The organism is Pseudomonas sp. RW3S2, assembly GCF_014268955.1.
In the GTDB taxonomy this organism is placed as follows: domain Bacteria; phylum Pseudomonadota; class Gammaproteobacteria; order Pseudomonadales; family Pseudomonadaceae; genus Aquipseudomonas; species Aquipseudomonas wayambapalatensis.
This window is the reverse complement of sequence record NZ_JABWRM010000006.1, coordinates 267,996-286,702: the sequence shown is the minus strand read 5'-3', so window position 1 is coordinate 286,702 and position 18,707 is coordinate 267,996. Positions and strand designations below refer to the sequence as shown.

Below are 18,707 nucleotides of genomic sequence, written 5' to 3'. Positions count from 1 at the left end.
CGGGGCGCATCGAGCGCCCCGTTTCATTTATATGCCCAGCACATCCATGAACGACTCCCGCTATATCGGGCGATTCGCCCCCACCCCCAGTGGCTTCCTGCATTTCGGCTCGCTGGTCGCCGCCCTCGCCTCCTGGCTCGATGCCCGCGCCGTCGACGGGCGCTGGCTGCTGCGCATGGAGGACACCGATCCGCCCCGGGAAATGCCCGGCGCCCGTGACGCCATCCTGCAGACCCTCGAACGCTACGGCCTGGAGTGGGATGGCGAAGTGGTGTTCCAGAGTCAGCGTCATGAGGCCTACGCCACGGTGGTCGATCGCCTGTTCAGCATGGGCCTGGCCTACGCCTGTACCTGCTCGCGCAAACAACTGGAAGGATATGGCGGCATCTACCCCGGTTTCTGCCGCAACGCTGGCCATGCCCGCGAAAATGCCGCCATCCGCATTCGGGTGCCCGAACTGCTCTACCGCTTCAACGACCGTGTGCAGGGGGAATTCCAGCAGCACCTTGGACGCGAGGTGGGGGATTTCGTCATCCAGCGCCGCGACGGGCTGTATGCCTATCAACTGGCAGTGGTGCTGGACGATGCCTGGCAAGGCGTGACCGACATCGTGCGCGGCGCCGACCTGCTCGACAACACCCCGCGCCAGCTGTACCTGCAGGAACTGCTGGGGTTCTCGCAGCCGCGCTACCTGCACATTCCGTTGATCGTGCAGCCGGATGGGCACAAGCTGGGCAAATCGTACCGTTCACCACCGCTGCAGGCGGACAAGGCCACGCCGCTGCTGTTGCGGGCGTTACGAGCCCTGGGGCAGGCGAGTGATCCGGCGCTGGAAGGTGCCAGTCCGGCCGAGGTGTTGGCGGTGGCGCGCAGGCAGTGGAAACCTGGGGCGATTGCACGGCAGTTGACGGTGCCGGAGGCGGATCTGCGCTGACGCGGCCGGCCCTCTCGCGGGGCAAGCTGCGCACATTCAAAACCCCAACGAATTCAAACCCTTGGCGAACACCCCAGAATCCCGCTAGCATCGCCCCAGCCATTTGCGCCAATAATAAGAAGCTCAAACCCGCAGCGCCCTGCCATCGAGGCCCGCATGTATATCTATCGCTTGGTCCTGCTTCTGGTCGTGGGGATCTATCTGTTCTCCCCGGCCATCATGGACTGGTGGATCGAACCGACCGGAGCCTGGTACCGCCCGTATCTGCTCTGGCTGATCCTGATCGTCGTCACCTTCATCCTGCAGAGCCAACGAGATGCCGATGAGCTTTAGCCTGACCCAGATGATCCTGATCAGCGCCGCCTACCTGCTGGTGCTGTTCGGCGTGGCCTGGGTCAGCGAACGCGGGTTGATCCCGCGCTCGGTCATCCGCCACCCCCTGACCTACACCCTGTCGCTGGGCGTCTATGCCAGTGCCTGGGCGTTCTATGGTTCGGTAGGCCTGGCCTACCAGTACGGCTATGGCTTCCTCGCCTGTTACCTGGGTGTGTCCGGGGCCTTCCTGCTGGCGCCGGTGCTGCTCTACCCGATTCTCAAGATCACCCGCACCTACCAGCTCTCCTCCCTCGCCGACCTACTGGCGTTCCGTTTCCGCAGCACCTGGGCCGGGGCACTGACCACGGTGATCATGCTGATCGGCGTATTGCCGTTGCTGGCCCTGCAGATCCAGGCGGTGGCCGACTCCATCAGCATCCTGACCGGCGAGCCGGTCAAGGCGCGCGTGGCCTTCGCCTTCTGCGTGCTGATCATCCTCTTCACCATTTTCTTCGGCTCACGCCATATCGCCACCCGCGAGAAGCACGAAGGCCTTGTGTTCGCCATCGCCTTCGAGTCGGTGATCAAGCTGCTGGCCCTGGGCGGCATCGGCCTGTACGCCTTGTACGGGGTGTTCGGCGGCCCGCACGAACTGGAAGTCTGGCTGCTGCAGAACCAGACGGCACTGGCCGCACTGCACACGCCGCTGCAGGAAGGCCCATGGCGCACGTTGCTGCTGGTGTTCTTCGCCTCGGCGATCGTCATGCCGCACATGTACCACATGGCCTTCACCGAGAACCTCAGCCCGCGCTCGCTGGTCAGCGCCAGCTGGGGCCTGCCGCTGTTCCTGCTGCTGATGAGCCTGGCGGTGCCGCTGGTGCTGTGGGCAGGCTTGCGCCTGGGCGCAAGCACCAACCCGGAGTACTTCACCCTGGGCCTGGGCATCGCCGCCAACAACGAGGCGCTGGCCTTGCTCGCCTATGTCGGCGGCCTGTCAGCGGCCAGCGGCCTGATCATCGTCACCACCCTGGCGCTCTCGGGCATGGCCCTCAACCACTTGGTGCTGCCGCTCTACCAGCCCCCTGCCGAGGGCAACATCTACCGCTGGCTGAAATGGACCCGCCGCGCGTTGATCGTGGCAATCATCACCGCAGGCTTCGTCTTCTACCTGACCCAGAATACCCACCAGAGCCTGGCCAACCTGGGCATCGTCGCCTTCGTCGCCACGCTGCAGTTCCTGCCGGGCGTGCTTTCGGTACTGTACTGGCCAACCGCCAATCGGCGCGGCTTCATCGCCGGCCTGCTGGCCGGTACGCTGGTGTGGATGGTCACCATGCTGCTGCCGCTGCTGGGCAATGTGCAGGGCTTCTACATTCCGCTGCTGAACATGATCTACGTGCTGGACGACACCAGCTGGCACATGGCGGCCATTGCCTCGTTGGCGGCCAACGTGCTGCTGTTCACCCTGATCTCGCTGTTCACCAACGCCAGCAGCGAGGAGGTCAGCGCCGCCGAGGCCTGCGCAGTCGACAATGTGCGCCGCCCGCAACGCCGTGAACTGCATGCGGCCTCCCCCCAGGAATTCGCCACCCAACTGGCCAAGCCACTGGGCGCCAAGGCCGCGCAGAAAGAAGTCGAGCAGGCCCTGCGCGACCTCTATCTGCCCTTCGACGAACGCCGCCCCTACGCCCTGCGGCGCCTGCGTGACCGCATCGAGGCCAACCTCTCGGGGCTGATGGGTCCCAGCGTAGCCCAGGACATGGTCGAGACCTTCCTGCCCTACAAGTCAGGTAACGAGAACTACGTCACCGAAGACATCCACTTCATCGAAAGCCGTCTCGAGGACTACCACTCGCGCCTGACCGGCCTTGCCGCCGAGCTCGATGCGCTGCGCCGCTACCACCGTCAAACGCTGCAGGAACTGCCCATGGGCGTCTGCTCGCTGGCCAAGGACCAGGAAATCCTGATGTGGAACCGAGCCATGGAGGAGCTGACCGGCATCGCCGCCAAGCACGTGGTCGGTTCGCGCCTGGTGACCATCGCCGAACCTTGGCGCGGGTTGCTGCAAGGCTTCATCGACCTTCCCGACGAGCACCTGCACAAGCAACGCCTGGCCCTCGACGGCCAGCCGCGCTGGCTCAACCTGCACAAGGCGGCCATCGACGAGCCGCTGGCCCCGGGCAACAGCGGCCTGGTGCTGCTGGTCGAAGACCTCACCGAGACCCAGGCCCTCGAAGAAAAGCTGGTGCACTCCGAGCGCTTGGCCAGCATCGGCCGCCTGGCTGCAGGCGTGGCCCACGAGATCGGCAACCCGATCACCGGCATCGCTTGCCTGGCGCAGAACCTGCGCGAGGAACGCGAAGGCGACGGCGAGATCATCGAGCTGTCGAGCCAGATCCTCGAACAGACCAAGCGCGTCTCGCGCATCGTCCAGTCGCTGATGAGCTTCGCCCACGCCGGGGGCAGCCACCAGAATACCGAAGAGCCCGTGTCGCTGGCCGAGGTGGCGCAGGATGCCATCGGTCTGCTGGCGTTGAACCGGCGCAATTTCGAAGTACAGTTCTTCAACCTTTGTGACCCGGACCACTGGGCCGAGGGTGACCCGCAGCGCCTGGCCCAGGTGCTGATCAACCTGCTGTCCAACGCCCGCGACGCCTCGCCAGCTGGCAGCGCCGTGCGTGTGCGCAGCGAAGCGAGCGAGCACACCGTCGACCTGATCGTCGAAGACGAGGGCAGCGGTATTCCGAAGAACATCATGGATCGCCTGTTCGAGCCCTTCTTCACCACCAAGGATCCGGGCGAGGGAACCGGACTGGGGCTCGCTCTGGTCTATTCCATCGTGGAAGAGCATTATGGGCAAATCACCATCGACAGCCCGGCCGATCTCGATCGGCAACGTGGCACACGGATCCGCGTGACCCTGCCCCGGCATGTCGTAGCGACGTCCCCTGAAATTCGAGACCGTCGAGAGAATTGAATCAATGCCGCACATTCTGATCGTCGAAGACGAAACCATCATCCGTTCGGCCCTGCGTCGTCTGCTCGAGCGGAACCAGTACCAGGTCAGCGAAGCCGGCTCGGTGCAGGAAGCCCAGGAACGCTTCAGCATTGCCACCTTCGACCTGATCGTCAGCGACCTGCGCCTGCCCGGAGCACCGGGCACCGAGCTGATCAAGCTCGGCCAGGGCACACCGGTGCTGATCATGACCAGCTACGCCAGCCTGCGCTCGGCGGTCGACTCGATGAAAATGGGCGCGGTGGACTACATCGCCAAGCCTTTCGACCATGACGAGATGCTCCAGGCTGTCGCGCGCATCCTGCGCGACCGGCAGAATGCCCCGGTCGCCACTGCGGCTGCGGCCGAAGTGCGCAGCAACGGCAAGGCACCAGGCGCAGACAAGCAGAGCGGCGCCTCGGCCAACGGCGAAATCGGTATCATTGGCTCCTGCCCCCCCATGCAGGACCTGTACAGCAAGATCCGCAAGGTCGCTCCGACTGACTCCAACGTCCTGATCCAGGGCGAATCCGGCACCGGCAAGGAGTTGGTCGCCCGCGCCCTGCACAACCTTTCGCGACGCGCCAAGGCGCCGATGATCTCGGTGAACTGTGCGGCCATTCCGGAAACGCTGATCGAATCCGAGCTGTTCGGCCACGAGAAAGGCGCGTTCACCGGCGCCAGCGCTGGCCGTGCCGGCCTGGTCGAGGCAGCGGACGGCGGCACCCTGTTCCTCGATGAGATCGGCGAACTGCCGCTGGAGGCTCAGGCTCGACTGCTGCGTGTGCTGCAGGAAGGCGAGATTCGTCGGGTCGGCTCGGTGCAGTCGCAAAAGGTCGATGTGCGCCTGATCGCTGCGACCCACCGCGACCTGAAAAACCTGGCCAAGTCCGGCCAGTTCCGCGAAGACCTTTATTACCGTCTGCACGTCATCGCCCTCAAACTGCCCGCCTTGCGCGAGCGCGGCAGCGACGTCAACGAGATTGCCAACGCCTTCCTCGCCCGGCAGAGCGCGCGCATCGGCCGTGACGACCTGCATTTCTCCAGCGATGCCGAGCAAGCCATCCGCCACTACAGCTGGCCGGGTAACGTCCGCGAGTTGGAGAACGCCGTCGAGCGCGCGGTCATTCTCAGCGAAAGCCCGGAAATATCCGCCGACCTGCTGGGCATCGACATCGAACTGAGCGGCCTGGAAGACGACGACCTCCCCGACAGCCTGCAGATGGTCGCCGGTGTCGGTGGTAACAACGCCAGCCACGAGCCGACGGAAGACCTGTCGCTGGAAGACTACTTCCAGCACTTCGTCCTCGAACACCAGGACCACATGACCGAGACGGAGCTGGCCCGCAAGCTGGGTGTAAGCCGCAAGTGCCTGTGGGAGCGTCGCCAGCGCCTGGGTATTCCACGGCGCAAAAGCAACGTCGCCAGCGAGAACTGATACGTCCATAGCTCTACAGCGCCGACCCTGGGTCGGCGCTTTGCGTTCAGGGGCTTGCCCACGGTGAGCCCTACCACACCCCGCCCCTTCAGCAGGTAACACCCGGTTACCGTGAAAAATCTGTTACCTCAACCGTCCGCGACGTAACAAATCGAGGCATACGGTAACGAAATTTCTACATTTTCCCGCCTTGCGCGCGGCCCGAAAACCCGTAACCCATTGATTTAATTGGGTTTGCGAAAGTTGGCACGCCACCTGCTATATCTTTCGTACAAGAACAATAACAAGCACTGCTACTCAGAATAAGAACAAGACGAAACGGCTCACGCATAACAAGAACAAGACGGCGGAGGCGCAGCTAACTGATTCTTTTGGAGAGGAGTTGTGTTTGGGGCTTGCCCCACAACCAGGCAGAGAACAACAAAAACTGCACTAAAGCAGCGCCTGAACTGGTTGGATCGATTGATCAGCATAGCATCAGCGACCAAAGCAATCCGTTTGCTCTTCACCCCTGAATTTGGGGTCGTCCACACGCTTCAAGCTGTGTGGACAGGGCACTCAACAAAAACAAGAAGCCCGACAAAAAAACAATAAGAGCACGCAACGACTTGATGGGGAGCCTAGGCTCCCCATGTCGTTTCTCCCCGCCTTAATCGCCTTTCGGCACCGCCTACACCATTCCGCCAGTAAATGCTAGAATCCCCCGCCATCATGCGGCCATTCTCCTAGTCTTGGCCGAACATTCCTTCAAACAGTGCATCCCATGCTGAAGAAGCTGTTCCAGTCGTTCCGTCCTCCCATCCGTGGTCAACACCACAGGCGCACCACGCCTGAAGTGATCAACAAGAGCCAGCACTCGCTGCAGCGCAGCCAGTTCAGCCGCCACGCCGTGAGCATCGTCGAGCGCCTGCAGGGCGCCGGCTACCAGGCCTACCTGGTCGGCGGCTGCGTGCGCGACCTCCTGCTGGGCATCACCCCCAAGGACTTCGATGTCGCCACCAGCGCCACGCCCGAACAGGTGCGTGCCGAATTCCGCAATGCCAGGATCATTGGCCGGCGCTTCAAGCTGGTCCACATCCATTTCGGCCGCGAAATCATCGAAGTCGCCACCTTCCGCGCTCATCACAGCGAAGATGACCAGGGTGACAGCCACCGTTCGTCGCACAACGCCAGCGGGCGAATCCTGCGTGACAACGTCTACGGCACCCTCGAAGACGATGCCCAGCGTCGCGACTTCACCATCAACGCCCTGTACTACGACCCGGTCAGCGAGCGCGTCCTGGACTATGCCAATGGCGTCCACGATATCCGCAATCGCCTGCTGCGCCTGATCGGCGATCCGACCCACCGTTACCAGGAAGACCCGGTGCGCATGCTGCGCGCGGTGCGTTTCGCCGCCAAGCTCGACTTCGGCATCGAGAAGCACACCGTCCAGCCTATCCGCGAACTGGCCAAGCTGCTGCGCGAAATCCCGCCGGCGCGCCTGTTCGAGGAAGTGCTCAAGCTGTTCCTGTCCGGCCAGGGGGCGATCGCCTTCGAAATGCTGGTCGACCTCGAGTTGTTCGAACCCCTGTTCCCGGCCAGCGCCCACGCCCTGGATGAACGCCCGACCTACACCCACACCCTGATCAGCCAGGCGCTGGCCAACACCGACCTGCGCGTCAAGCAGGGCAAACCGGTGACCCCGGCCTTCCTGTTCGCCGCGTTGCTGTGGCCTGCCCTGCCAGCACGTGCCCTGTACCTGCAAAGCCAGGGCGTGCCGCCGATCCCGGCAATGAACGAAGCCGCCCACGACCTGATCGCCGAACAGTGCCAGCGCATTGCTATTCCCAAGCGCTTCACCCTGCCGATCCGCGAGATCTGGGACATGCAGGAGCGCCTGCCACGGCGCAGCGGCAAACGCGCCGACATGCTCCTGGACAACCCGCGCTTCCGCGCCGGCTACGACTTCCTGCTGCTGCGCGAAAGTGCCGGTGAGGAAACCGACGATCTCGGCCAGTGGTGGACCGACTACCAGGACGCCCACGACAGCGAACGCCGCGACATGATCCGCGAGCTGGGCAGCCGTGACGAAGGTTCGGGGCCGGCCCCGCGCAAACGCAAGCGCAGCAATAGCAAGCGCAAGGCCGGTGGCGACGAGGCCTTCGACTGAGCATGCCGGTACGCGCCTATATTGGCCTGGGCAGCAACCTGGACGCCCCCGCCGAGCAACTGCGCAGCGCCCTCCAGGCGCTGGACCAGATCGCCGGGACGCACCTGGTGGCCGCTTCGGCGTTGTACACCAGTGACTCCCTGCTGCCCGGCCAGCCTCGCTACACCAATGCGGTCGCAGCGCTCGACACCGAGCTGGCGCCGCTGGCGCTGCTCGATGCCCTGCAGGGCATCGAGAACGATCAGGGCCGGGTGCGCAAGGAGCGCTGGGGCCCGCGTACACTCGACCTGGATGTGCTGCTGTTCGGCGACCAGGTCATCGATGTGCCACGTCTTAAAGTGCCGCATTACCACCTGCATGCCCGTCCCTTCGTGCTTTATCCGCTGGCCGAGCTGGTCCCTGAAGACTTCCATCTGGCCGATGGCCGCAGCCTCGCGCAACTGCTCCAGGACTGCCCGTTCGTCGGGCTGGAACGCTTGTAATCCGGGCGTTTCAGCCATCGGTAACGCCAGTAACACCCTGAGCGTAACAATGCGGTAACAGGGTCATTGACTTCCCCCCCATCGCTCACGACTATAGGCGTCCCGCGGCGCCCGTATGCCGCATCACACCCATTTAGGCCCGGACAGCCCTGTGACCCGAACATCACGCACGATGATGTGCCGCTCCGGAAGATGAATACACGCGTTGTACGCAGTCGTTTTTCACAGCGCCTGAACGAGGATTTCGCTACATGCCTGAAGTAACCCTGACCACCCTGCATGGCCTGAAGGCCAAGGGTGAGAAAATCACCATGCTGACCTGCTACGACGCCACCTTCGCCAAGGCCGCCAGCCAGGCCGGCGTCGAGGTGCTGCTGGTTGGCGATTCGCTCGGCATGGTCCTGCAGGGCCATGACAGCACCCTGCCCGTCACCACCGACGACATGGCCTACCACACCGCCTGCGTCAAACGCGGCAACGACGGTGCACTGATCCTGGCCGACCTGCCCTTCATGGCACATGCCACGCTCGAGCAGTCGTTCGTCAACTGCGCCAAGCTGATGCGCGCCGGTGCGCACATGATCAAGGTCGAGGGCGCAGCCTGGTTGGCCGAGACCATCCGCCTGCTGGCCGACCGCGGCGTGCCGGTGTGCGCGCACATGGGCCTGACCCCGCAGACGGTCAACGTGCTCGGTGGCTACAAGGTCCAGGGGCGCCAGCAAGCCCAGGCGCAACAGATGCGCGCCGATGCCATCGCCCTTGAGCAAGCTGGCGCCGCCATGCTGCTGCTCGAATGCGTGCCCAGCGAGCTGGCCACGGAGATTTCCCAGGCGGTGAGCATTCCAGTGATCGGTATCGGTGCCGGCAGTGGTACCGATGGCCAGGTACTGGTGCTGCACGACATGCTGGGCTTGTCCCTCAGCGGCCGCGTACCGAAGTTCGTGAAGAACTTCATGGCCGGCCAGCCCGATATCCAGAGCGCCCTGGCGGCCTACGTCAAGCAGGTCAAAGATGTGAGCTTCCCGGCCCCCGAACACGGGTTCAGCGCATGAATACCGTCAAGACTGTCCGCGAACTGCGCGCCGCCGTGGCACGCGCCCGGGGCGAAGGCAAACGTATCGCCTTCGTCCCGACCATGGGCAACCTGCACAGCGGCCACGCCGCCCTGGTGACCAAGGCCGCCCAGCGCGCCGACTTCGTGGTTGCCAGCATCTTCGTCAACCCGCTGCAGTTCGGCGCAGGCGAAGACCTCGACAAATACCCACGCACCCTCGCTGCCGATCAGGAAACCCTGTTGCAGGCCGGTTGCCATCTGCTGTTCGCGCCTACTGTCGAAGAGATGTACCCCGACGGCATGACCGTGCAGACCCGGGTGAGCGTGCCGCAACTGTCCGAAGGCCTGTGTGGCGCCAGCCGCCCCGGGCACTTCGAGGGTGTGGCGACGGTGGTCAGCAAGCTGTTCAACATGGTCCAGCCGGATCTGGCCGTGTTCGGCGAAAAGGACTACCAGCAGCTGGCGGTCATCCGCGCCATGGTGCGAGACCTGAACATGCCGATCCAGATCATCGGCGAGCCGACCGTGCGGGCTGAGGATGGGTTGGCGCTGTCGTCGCGCAACGGTTATCTGAGCGCTGAACAACGCGCTGCGGCACCGATGCTATACAAAGTGCTGAGCCTGTTGGCCGAGGCGGTCCGGCGGGGTCAGCGCGATTATCTGACGCTGCTGGCTGAAGGCCAGGCGCAGCTGACAGCCGCCGGGTTCCGCCCGGACTACCTGGAAGTGCGTCATGCCGTCAGCCTGAAACCGGCGCAAGCCGACGATCGTGACCTGGTGATCCTGGGGGCGGCGTATCTGGGTAGCACTCGGCTGATCGACAACCTGTACTTGCACCTGGACGAAAAGACCGCCTGATCGCGGCGCCCCCGCAGGTACAGCGCCGCCACTGAATACGGCGTTGTACCTGCTCGTCCCGCGATTAGGCCAGCACTGACAACCCCACGCAAATATTTCACGCCCCGCCCGCCCGCCCCATTCCCGCCGACCGGCCAATGCCTATAATGGGCCTCTCCTGCAACTGGCAAAGCCTGCCAGTGTCAAAGCCTGACCATGCCCGAAGGAAACCATCCGCAATGGCGTATTACCGCACTCCCCACGATGTGACGGCCCTGCCCGCCTGGCAGGAGCTTCAGCAACACCGCGATGCCATGCAGGGCTTCAGCATGCGCGACGCCTTCGCCGCCGACCCCAAGCGCTTCGAGCAGTTTTCGCTCAGCAGCTGCGGCCTGTTCCTCGACTACTCGAAGAACCTGATCAACGAAAAGACCCGTGAGCTGCTCGTCGAACTGGCTCAGGAAGTCGGTCTGGCTGACGCCATCAAGTCGATGTTCAGCGGCGAGATCATCAACGGCTCCGAAGGCCGTCCGGTGCTACACACGGCCTTGCGCCGTCCGGTCGGTGACAAGCTGAATGTCGGTGGTGTCAATGTGATGCCCGAAGTGCACAAGGTCCTCAACCAGATCACCGAACTGGTCGGACGCATCCACGACGGCCTGTGGCGCGGCTACAGCGAAAAACCGATCACCGACGTGGTCAACATCGGCATCGGCGGCTCCTTCCTCGGCCCCGAACTGGTCTCCGAGGCCCTGCTGCCTTACGCCCAGCGCGGCGTGCGCTGCCACTACCTGGCCAACATCGACGGCAGCGAGTTCCACGAACTGTCGGCCAACCTGCGCGCCGAAACCACCCTGTTCATCGTCTCGTCGAAGTCGTTCAACACCCTCGAAACCCTGAAGAACGCCATGGCTGCGCGCACCTGGTACCTGGCCCAGGGCGGCTCGGAAGCCGAGCTCTATCGCCACTTCATCGCAGTCTCCAGCAACAAGGCCGCCGCCGTGGCCTTCGGCATTCGTGAAGAAAACATCTTCCCGATGTGGGATTGGGTGGGCGGGCGCTACTCGCTGTGGTCGGCCATTGGCCTGCCGATCGCCCTGGCCATCGGTACTGCCAACTTCAAGGAACTGCTGTCCGGCGCCTACACCATGGACCAGCATTTCCAGACCGCGCCGTTCGAGAAGAACATGCCAGTCCTGCTGGCGCTGCTCGGCGTGTGGTATGGCAACTTCTGGAATGCCAGCAGCCACGCGATCCTGCCGTACGACCACTACCTGCGTAACATCACCAAGCACCTGCAACAGCTGGACATGGAGTCCAACGGCAAGAGTGTACTGACCGACGGCTCCCCGGTGAAAACCGAGACCGGCCCGGTGATCTGGGGCGGCGTTGGTTGCAACGGCCAGCACGCCTATCACCAGTTGCTGCACCAAGGCACCCAGATGATCCCGGCCGACTTCATCGTGCCAGTGGTGAGCTTCAACCCGGTGGCCGACCATCACCAGTGGCTGTATGCCAACTGCCTGTCGCAGAGCCAGGCGCTGATGCTCGGCAAGACCCGCGAGGAAGCCGAGACCGAGCTGCGCGCCAAGGGCCTGAACGAAGCAGATATCGAAAAGCTGGCACCACACAAGGTGATCCCGGGCAACCGCCCGAGCAACACCCTGGTGGTCGAGCGCATCAGCCCGCGCCGCCTCGGCGCGCTAGTGGCCATGTACGAGCACAAGGTCTTCGTGCAGAGCGTGGTCTGGGGCATCAACGCCTTCGACCAGTGGGGCGTGGAGCTGGGCAAGGAGCTGGGCAAGGGCGTGTACCAGCGCCTGGTCGGCAGCCTGGAAGACAGCGCTGAAGATGGCTCGACCCAGGGCTTGATCAACTACTTCCGCGGCCGTCATCGCGGCTGACCTGAAGGCTGCATTCGCGGGCGAGCCCGCTCCTACGGGCCCTTGTAGGAGCGGGCTCGCCCGCGAAGAGGCCAGCACAGGTTGAACACACCTCCAGCTACACTGTCCATCGAATAGCCGTTGAAGTCCCTCCGACAAGAGCAGGACCACCCGCCATGTTCGATATCCGCGACTACCCCGAGGCCCTGGCCGCCAGCCAGGCCGCAGAACTCTCCGATGCAGATTACCGCCGCCTCTACCGCCAGTCGGTGGATGACCCCGATACCTTCTGGGCCGAGCAGGCCAGGCGCCTGGACTGGATAAAACCCTGGTCGAGCGTGCAACAGTGCGACCTCAAGACCGGCACCGCACGCTGGTTCGAGGGCGCCCAGCTCAACGTCAGCTACAACTGCATCGACCGTCATCTCGACAAGCGTGGCGAGCAGACCGCCCTGCTCTGGGAAGGCGACGACCCGAAAGACGCCAAACCGATCACCTACCGCGAACTGCATCGCCAGGTCTGTCGCCTGGCCAACGCCCTGAAAGCACGCGGCGTGAAGAAAGGCGACCGGGTCTGCATCTACATGCCGATGATCCCCGAAGCCGCCTACGCCATGCTCGCCTGCACGCGAATCGGCGCCATTCATTCGGTGGTGTTCGGCGGTTTCTCCCCCGATGCCCTACGCGACCGCATCCTCGATGCCGACTGTCGCACGGTGATCACTGCCGACGAAGGCGTGCGTGGCGGCAAACGCATCCCTCTCAAGCAGAACGTCGACAAAGCCCTGGCCAGTTGCCCGAATGTCAGCAGCGTGCTGGTGGTCAAGCGCACCGGGGGTGATGTGGCCTGGAGCGAAGGACGCGACCTCTGGTACCACGAGGCCACCGAGCGCGCAGGCGACGACTGCGCCCCCGAACCAATGGCCGCCGAAGACCCGCTGTTCATCCTCTACACCTCCGGCAGTACTGGCAAACCCAAGGGCGTGCTGCACAGCACGGCAGGTTACCTGCTGCAGGCGACGATGACGTTCAAGGTGGTATTCGATTACCGCGACGGCGAAGTCTTCTGGTGCACAGCCGACGTCGGCTGGGTCACTGGCCACAGCTACATTGTCTATGGCCCGCTGGCCAACGGTGCCATCTCGCTGATGTTCGAAGGCGTGCCCAACTACCCGGACACCTCGCGCTTCTGGCAGGTGGTCGACAAACACCAGGTGAACATCTTCTACACCGCGCCCACAGCGCTGCGCGCCTTGATGCGCGAAGGCAACAAACCGTTGCAGGGCACCTCGCGCGAGAGCCTGCGCCTGCTCGGTAGCGTCGGCGAGCCGATCAACCCTGAAGCCTGGGAATGGTATTTCGAAGCCGTCGGGCAAAAGCGCTGCCCCATCGTCGACACCTGGTGGCAGACCGAAACCGGCGGCATCATGCTCACCCCGCTGCCCGGAACACCACGTCTCAAGCCCGGCTGCGCCACGCAACCGATGTTCGGTGTGCAACCGGTGCTGCTGGACGAAAAAGGCAAGCCGATCGAAGGCCCCGGCGCCGGCCTGCTGGCGATCAAGGCCAGTTGGCCAGGGCAGATCCGCAGCGTCTATGCTGATCACCAGCGGATGGTCGACACCTACTTCAAGCCCATGCCCGGCTACTACTTCACCGGTGATGGCGCACGCCGCGATGCCGACGGCGACTACTGGATCACCGGGCGTATCGACGATGTGATCAACGTATCCGGCCATCGCATCGGCACCGCCGAGGTGGAGAGTGCGCTGGTGCTGCATGACAGCATCGCCGAGGCTGCGGTGGTCGGCTACCCCCACGACCTCAAGGGCCAGGGCGTGTATGCCTTCGTCACCACGATGAATGGCATCACCCCAAACGATGCGCTCAAGGCCGAGCTGCTGGCGTTGGTCAGCAAAGAGATCGGCAGTTTCGCCAAACCCGAGTTGATCCAGTGGGCACCGGCCTTGCCCAAGACCCGCTCGGGCAAGATCATGCGGCGTATACTGCGCAAGATCGCCTGCAACGAGCTGGACAACCTCGGCGATACCTCGACCCTCGCCGATCCCAGCGTGGTCCAGGGCCTCATCGACACACGCCTCAACCAATAGACGGCCGCCAAGCGGCCAGCACAGGTCGCCATGGAAGCCTTACGTCGCCGCATCGAAACCCAGGTCATGAGCCTCACCGGGCTGGCCCTCGGCCAGCTCGACCTGGAGTCCCCCAAAGGCGACCCGGGCCTGTTCGGCCCGCAAAGCGTCAGTTGGCAAGTACATGGTGATTTCCCCAGCATGCTGATCGGCGGCATCAGCGCACTGATGCTGCAACTGTTGCATCCGCTGGCATTGGCCGGGGTCTGGGATCACTCGAATTTTCGCGAAGACCTGCTCGGCCGACTGCGCCGCACCAGCCAGTTCATCTCAGGCACCACCTTCGGCTCGACCCGAGATGCCGAATGGCTGATCGAAAAGGTCCGCACCATCCACCTCAAGGTGGTCGGCACCGCTCCCGATGGGCGTCATTACGCCGCCAGCGACCCGGACCTGCTGACCTGGGTACACGTGGCCGAGGTCAGCAGTTTTCTCGCCGCTCACCTGCGCTACCGCAACCCGCGATTGTCAGTGGCCGACCAGGACGCCTACTACGACGAGATCGCCTTGATCGCCGAACGCCTGGGCGCCCGCAACGTCCCGCGCTCATGCCGCCAGGTGGACGACTACCTGCAGCACATGCGCGCACAACTGCTTTGTGATGCTCGCAGCCTGGAAGTGGTCGACATCCTGCTCGAAGCCCCGGCGCCCAGTCGCCTGGCAGAGCCTGTGGGCAAGCTGATGCTGCACGCAGGTATCGACCTGTTGCCCGATTGGGCCAGCGTCATGCTCGGTCAGCACCAGAGCACGCTGCAACGGCGCCTGGTACGTCTGGGCGTAGAGCGTGCGGCGCCCGTGCTGCGCTGGGCCATGCGCGACGGCTCGGCGCATCGGGCTCGACGGCGGATGGGGCTTGTCTGAGAGTTGTCCGATGTATCGGAACTGATTTGACGTGCCATACTCCAAGCACCTCCGCTCGAGACAGACGACGCCGCACATGCCCAAAGGATTGAATCGCGCCATTGGCGCCTTGCTGGCCATCGTGGCCCTGTACAGCCTGCTTGGCTTCTTCATTCTTCCCGGTGTGGGCCTGCGCATCGCCAACCAGCAACTGGCGCAGTACGCCACCGTGCCGGCGCACCTGCAGCGTATCGAGTTCAACCCGTTCAGCCTCGAGCTGACGTTGTGGGGCCTGCAGATCGGCGAGCCGGGCAAGGAGCAGGTGGCCTTCGAACGCCTCTACGCCAACCTCTCGCTCGACAGCCTATGGAGCGGCGCCCTGCACCTGGACGCGGTAGAGCTGGACAAGCCGCGCACCGAGCTGCTGTTCGCCAAGGACGGCAGCCTCAACCTCAGTCAGCTGTTCAAGCTGCCGCCGAGCGAGCCGAAACCGGACGAGCCGCCGAGCGATCCGTTCCCGCTGCGGATCGCCAGCATCAAGCTCAACGAAGGCTACCTGCACTTCCAGGACCTGCGCCCGAGCGAACCCATCGAGTTCCTCTACGACTCGATGAACCTCGAACTGAAGAACCTCAGCACCTTGCCGGACGACAGCGCCGACATGACGCTGGTCGCCAATGGCCCCAACGGCGGGCGTATCGACTGGAGCGGCAACCTGAGCCTGTCGCCCATCACCTCCGAAGGCACGCTGAAGATCACCGACAGCAAGATGAAGCTGTTCTGGCCCTACGTACGTGATGCCGTACCGCTGGTGCTGGAAGACGGCGTGCTCAGCCTCGATACCCACTACAAACTGAACCTGTCCAAGGAAACCGAGCTGCTGCTCGATAACGCCTCCGTGCGCGTCGCGCCCTTCGCCATCAAGGCGCCCGACGGCCGCCCGCTGGCGCGCCTGGCCAGCCTTGAGGTCAGCGAAACCTCCATCGACCTGGCCAAGCAGTTGGTGACCGTCGGCAAGATCCGCAGCGAAAAACTCGAAACCTGGGCGGCCCTCGAACGTGACGGCCAGCTCGACTGGCAGAAACTCTTCGCCAGTCAGCCCGCCAAAGCCACCCCCAAGGAAAAGGCCGAGCCCGCCACCGCAGCGCCGCCCCCTGAGGAGAACGCCGCCAAGCAGCCCAGCAAACCCTGGCAGGTACTGCTCAAGGATGTTCAGGCACGCAACTACATGATTCACCTGGCCGACCGCAGCCAGAAAGAGCCCGTAGCGCTCGATGTCGGGCCGCTCAACCTGGACATGCAAGGCTTTGACAGCCTCAACAAGTCGCCCTTCACGCTCAAGCTCGACACCGGCGTTGGCCGCCAAGGCAAGCTGCAGGCTGCCGGCCAGGTCAACCTGGCACCGGTCACCGCCAAGCTGGACGTCAGTACCCGCGACATCGACCTGCGCGTAGCCCAGGCCTACATCAGCCCGTTCATTCGCCTGGAGCTGCGCAGCGGCATGCTCGCCAGCGATCTCAAGGTCGACCTCAAGGGCACCGAGCCACTGGCCTTCAGCGTGGCGGGCAAGGCCCAGGTCAACCAACTGCACACCCTCGACACGATCAAGGGGCGCGACTTCGTGAAATGGCAGCAGGTGAACGTCGATGGGCTGTCCTATGTGCACGGCGATGCCCTGTCGATCGACAAGGTCACCCTGTTGCAGCCCTACGCGCGCTTCATCATCAACGAAGACCGCACCACCAGTGTCGACGACCTTCTCATCCCGCAACCTGCTGACGCACCCGCCGCCAGCCAAGCGAAACCGGCCACAGCCAGCACTGAAAAGCCGCTGGGCATCCGAATCGGCCAGATCGATATCAACGATGGCTCGGCCAACTTCGCCGACCTGACACTGACGCCCAACTTCGCCACCGCCGTGCAACAGTTGAACGGCCAGATCGGCACCATCGACAACCGCAAGCCGCTGCCGGCGAAGGTTGACGTCAAAGGCAAGGTTGATCGCTACGCGCCGGTGACCATCAAGGGCGCATTGAATCCGTTCGACCCGATGGCCAGCCTCGACATCGCCACCAGCTTCAAGCGCGTCGAACTGACCACCCTGACGCCCTACTCCGGCAAGTTCGCCGGGTTCCGGATCCGCAAGGGACGCCTGAATCTCGACCTGCACTATGTGATCACCAAGGGTCAGCTCAAGGCCGAGAACAAGGTCGTGGTGGAGCAACTGCAACTGGGTGAAAAAGTCGACAGCCCCGATGCCGTCGACCTGCCTATTCGCCTCGCTGTCGCGTTGCTCAAGGATACCGAGGGCAAGATCTCCATCGAGCTGCCTGTCACGGGCGATCTCAACAACCCGCAGTTCAGCGTCATGCCGATCGTCTGGCAGACCCTGCGCAACCTGGTGCTGCGTGCAGCGCAGGCGCCGTTCAAGTTCATCGGCGGGTTGATTGCCGGTGGCGGTTCGGAAGATCTGGGCAACGTATCCTTCGCTCCCGGTTCCAGCGACCTCAGCAGCGAGGCCCAGTCGGCCCTGGACAAGCTGGCCTCGGCCCTGCAACAGCGGCCGGAACTGCGCCTGGAGATCGAAGGTACGAGCGCGCAGAGCAGCGACGGCCCATTGATCGCCCAGCAACGCCTGGAGCGCGAGTACCAGACGACCTGGTACAAGATCCTGCAGCGTCGCGGCGACAAGGTGCCGGCCAATGCCTCGATGCTGGTGGTCGACGACAGCGACAAGCCGGCCATGCTCGAGGGCATCTACCGCACCCGTCTCAAGCAGCAGCCACCTGCGGAATGGGAGAAGCTCAGCCGCGACGAACGCACCACCAAGCTGCGCGAGGCGGTGATCAAATCCTGGGCCGAAAGCGCGGTCTTGCTGCGCAACCTCGGCCAGGATCGGGCGAGCAGCATCAAGGACTACCTGGTAGACAAGGGCAAGCTGGAGGATGACCGTGTGTACTTCATCGATACCAGCCTGGGGCAGGCCGAAAGCGACGGGCGAGTGATCACCCCGATGCATCTTGACGCAGAGTAATCCCTGAACGATTTCAGATGCGCAAAGAGAAAGCCCCGGCAGATGCCGGGGCTTTCTCTTTGGGTGGCCAGATCCTTCTGACCGACGGGACAATCCTTATTCGGTTTTCAGCGCTTCAGCAGTTACGTCTTTCACGCCTTTGATCTTCTTGGTGATGTTCACCGCGGCTTCTTTCTGCGATGGGGTGACCTTCGTGTCCGAAGACAGGGAGACAACACCGTGGCTGGTTTCAACTTTGATATCGCTGCCCGGGATGCCTTTTTCAGTCAGCAGATCAGCCTTGACCTTGGTGGTGATCCAGGTGTCCGAGGTTTCTTGCTTGGCATCGGCCACCGGTTGGTTGGAAGCCAGCATCACTGGAGCTTGGGTAGCCTCTGCGGCGAATGCGCCGTTAGCCATGGACAGAGTCAGGGCGGTAGCAGTAGCGGCAGCAATGGCAAACTTCTTCATGTGGGTCACTCCTGTTTATTCGAAAGATCTGCGCCGTGGTTCCTGGCTGCAGGTATGAAGGTAGTTGCAGGGGCTGTGCCAGTTTTTCCGCTTCGCTTGATTCCTTTAAAAACAATGACTTACGAAAACATTCATCTTGTTGG

At 63.4% G+C, this 18,707-nt stretch carries 13 protein-coding genes; 12 read left to right on the top strand and 1 reads right to left on the bottom strand.

Annotated elements, in window-relative coordinates; all coding sequences use genetic code 11:
- Nucleotides 1-46: 46 nt before the first annotated feature.
- The 12 genes from gluQRS to HU748_RS11460 all read left to right on the top strand — a co-directional run bounded on the left by gluQRS (nt 47) and on the right by HU748_RS11460 (nt 18,114).
- Complete coding sequence (gluQRS, locus tag HU748_RS11515; protein ID WP_186720392.1) at nt 47-934, top strand: tRNA glutamyl-Q(34) synthetase GluQRS; 888 nt, start codon at nt 47-49, stop codon at nt 932-934.
- A gap of 156 nt (nt 935-1,090) precedes the next feature.
- Nucleotides 1,091-1,267 (top strand): hypothetical protein, encoded by a 177-nt coding sequence (locus HU748_RS11510; RefSeq protein ID WP_003250005.1) that lies wholly within the window; start codon nt 1,091-1,093, stop codon nt 1,265-1,267.
- Nucleotides 1,251-4,226: a sensor histidine kinase gene (locus HU748_RS11505; RefSeq protein WP_186711118.1), complete on the top strand. Its 2,976-nt coding sequence runs from the start codon at nt 1,251-1,253 to the stop codon at nt 4,224-4,226. Before HU748_RS11510 ends, HU748_RS11505 begins: the two co-directional genes overlap by 17 nt.
- A 4-nt stretch (nt 4,227-4,230) precedes the next feature.
- Entirely contained in the window at nt 4,231-5,682 is a 1,452-nt protein-coding gene (locus HU748_RS11500; protein ID WP_186720390.1) for a sigma-54 dependent transcriptional regulator, read from the top strand.
- Between the two features lie 763 nt (nt 5,683-6,445).
- On the top strand, nt 6,446-7,834 hold the full coding sequence (locus tag HU748_RS11495) for a polynucleotide adenylyltransferase PcnB (protein ID WP_186711867.1): 1,389 nt from the start codon (nt 6,446-6,448) through the stop codon (nt 7,832-7,834).
- Between the two features lie 2 nt (nt 7,835-7,836).
- Nucleotides 7,837-8,316, top strand: coding sequence for a 2-amino-4-hydroxy-6-hydroxymethyldihydropteridine diphosphokinase (folK, locus tag HU748_RS11490; protein ID WP_186670410.1), 480 nt, complete (start codon nt 7,837-7,839; stop codon nt 8,314-8,316).
- A gap of 251 nt (nt 8,317-8,567) precedes the next feature.
- On the top strand, nt 8,568-9,368 hold the full coding sequence (gene panB, locus HU748_RS11485) for a 3-methyl-2-oxobutanoate hydroxymethyltransferase (protein ID WP_186720388.1): 801 nt from the start codon (nt 8,568-8,570) through the stop codon (nt 9,366-9,368).
- A complete protein-coding gene (panC, locus tag HU748_RS11480; RefSeq protein ID WP_186670414.1) occupies nt 9,365-10,228 on the top strand; it encodes a pantoate--beta-alanine ligase in 864 nt (287 codons plus the stop codon). Before panB ends, panC begins: the two co-directional genes overlap by 4 nt.
- Before the next feature lie 218 nt (nt 10,229-10,446).
- Nucleotides 10,447-12,111, top strand: a complete 1,665-nt coding sequence (gene pgi / locus HU748_RS11475) for a glucose-6-phosphate isomerase (RefSeq protein ID WP_186720386.1) — start codon at nt 10,447-10,449, stop codon at nt 12,109-12,111.
- A gap of 155 nt (nt 12,112-12,266) precedes the next feature.
- On the top strand, nt 12,267-14,201 hold the full coding sequence (acs, locus tag HU748_RS11470; RefSeq protein ID WP_186720384.1) for an acetate--CoA ligase: 1,935 nt from the start codon (nt 12,267-12,269) through the stop codon (nt 14,199-14,201).
- A gap of 30 nt (nt 14,202-14,231) precedes the next feature.
- Nucleotides 14,232-15,101 carry an oxygenase MpaB family protein gene (locus HU748_RS11465; RefSeq protein WP_186711783.1) on the top strand — a complete coding sequence of 290 codons (870 nt, stop codon included), beginning with the start codon at nt 14,232-14,234 and terminating at the stop codon, nt 15,099-15,101.
- Nucleotides 15,102-15,177: 76 nt separating this feature from the next.
- Nucleotides 15,178-18,114: a DUF748 domain-containing protein gene (locus tag HU748_RS11460; RefSeq protein ID WP_186720382.1), complete on the top strand. Its 2,937-nt coding sequence runs from the start codon at nt 15,178-15,180 to the stop codon at nt 18,112-18,114.
- A gap of 96 nt (nt 18,115-18,210) precedes the next feature.
- On the opposite strand, the gene HU748_RS11455 is transcribed toward HU748_RS11460, so the two are convergent.
- A complete protein-coding gene (locus HU748_RS11455) occupies nt 18,211-18,564 on the bottom strand; it encodes a BON domain-containing protein (RefSeq protein WP_186669415.1) in 354 nt (117 codons plus the stop codon).
- Between the last annotated feature and the right edge of the window lie 143 nt (nt 18,565-18,707).

What these genes read in the sequence shown, in the direction of transcription:
- HU748_RS11465 (WP_186711783.1), top strand. Translation starts at nt 14,232, where the DNA reads ATGGAAGCCTTACGTCGCCGCATCGAAACCCAGGTCATGAGCCTCACC.
- gluQRS (WP_186720392.1), top strand. Translation starts at nt 47, where the DNA reads ATGAACGACTCCCGCTATATCGGGCGATTCGCCCCCACCCCCAGTGGC.
- HU748_RS11455 (WP_186669415.1), bottom strand. Translation starts at nt 18,564, where the DNA reads ATGAAGAAGTTTGCCATTGCTGCCGCTACTGCTACCGCCCTGACTCTG.
- panC (WP_186670414.1), top strand. Translation starts at nt 9,365, where the DNA reads ATGAATACCGTCAAGACTGTCCGCGAACTGCGCGCCGCCGTGGCACGC.
- HU748_RS11510 (WP_003250005.1), top strand. Translation starts at nt 1,091, where the DNA reads ATGTATATCTATCGCTTGGTCCTGCTTCTGGTCGTGGGGATCTATCTG.
- HU748_RS11500 (WP_186720390.1), top strand. Translation starts at nt 4,231, where the DNA reads ATGCCGCACATTCTGATCGTCGAAGACGAAACCATCATCCGTTCGGCC.
- folK (WP_186670410.1), top strand. Translation starts at nt 7,837, where the DNA reads ATGCCGGTACGCGCCTATATTGGCCTGGGCAGCAACCTGGACGCCCCC.
- HU748_RS11460 (WP_186720382.1), top strand. Translation starts at nt 15,178, where the DNA reads ATGCCCAAAGGATTGAATCGCGCCATTGGCGCCTTGCTGGCCATCGTG.
- panB (WP_186720388.1), top strand. Translation starts at nt 8,568, where the DNA reads ATGCCTGAAGTAACCCTGACCACCCTGCATGGCCTGAAGGCCAAGGGT.
- HU748_RS11495 (WP_186711867.1), top strand. Translation starts at nt 6,446, where the DNA reads ATGCTGAAGAAGCTGTTCCAGTCGTTCCGTCCTCCCATCCGTGGTCAA.
- HU748_RS11505 (WP_186711118.1), top strand. Translation starts at nt 1,251, where the DNA reads ATGCCGATGAGCTTTAGCCTGACCCAGATGATCCTGATCAGCGCCGCC.
- acs (WP_186720384.1), top strand. Translation starts at nt 12,267, where the DNA reads ATGTTCGATATCCGCGACTACCCCGAGGCCCTGGCCGCCAGCCAGGCC.
- pgi (WP_186720386.1), top strand. Translation starts at nt 10,447, where the DNA reads ATGGCGTATTACCGCACTCCCCACGATGTGACGGCCCTGCCCGCCTGG.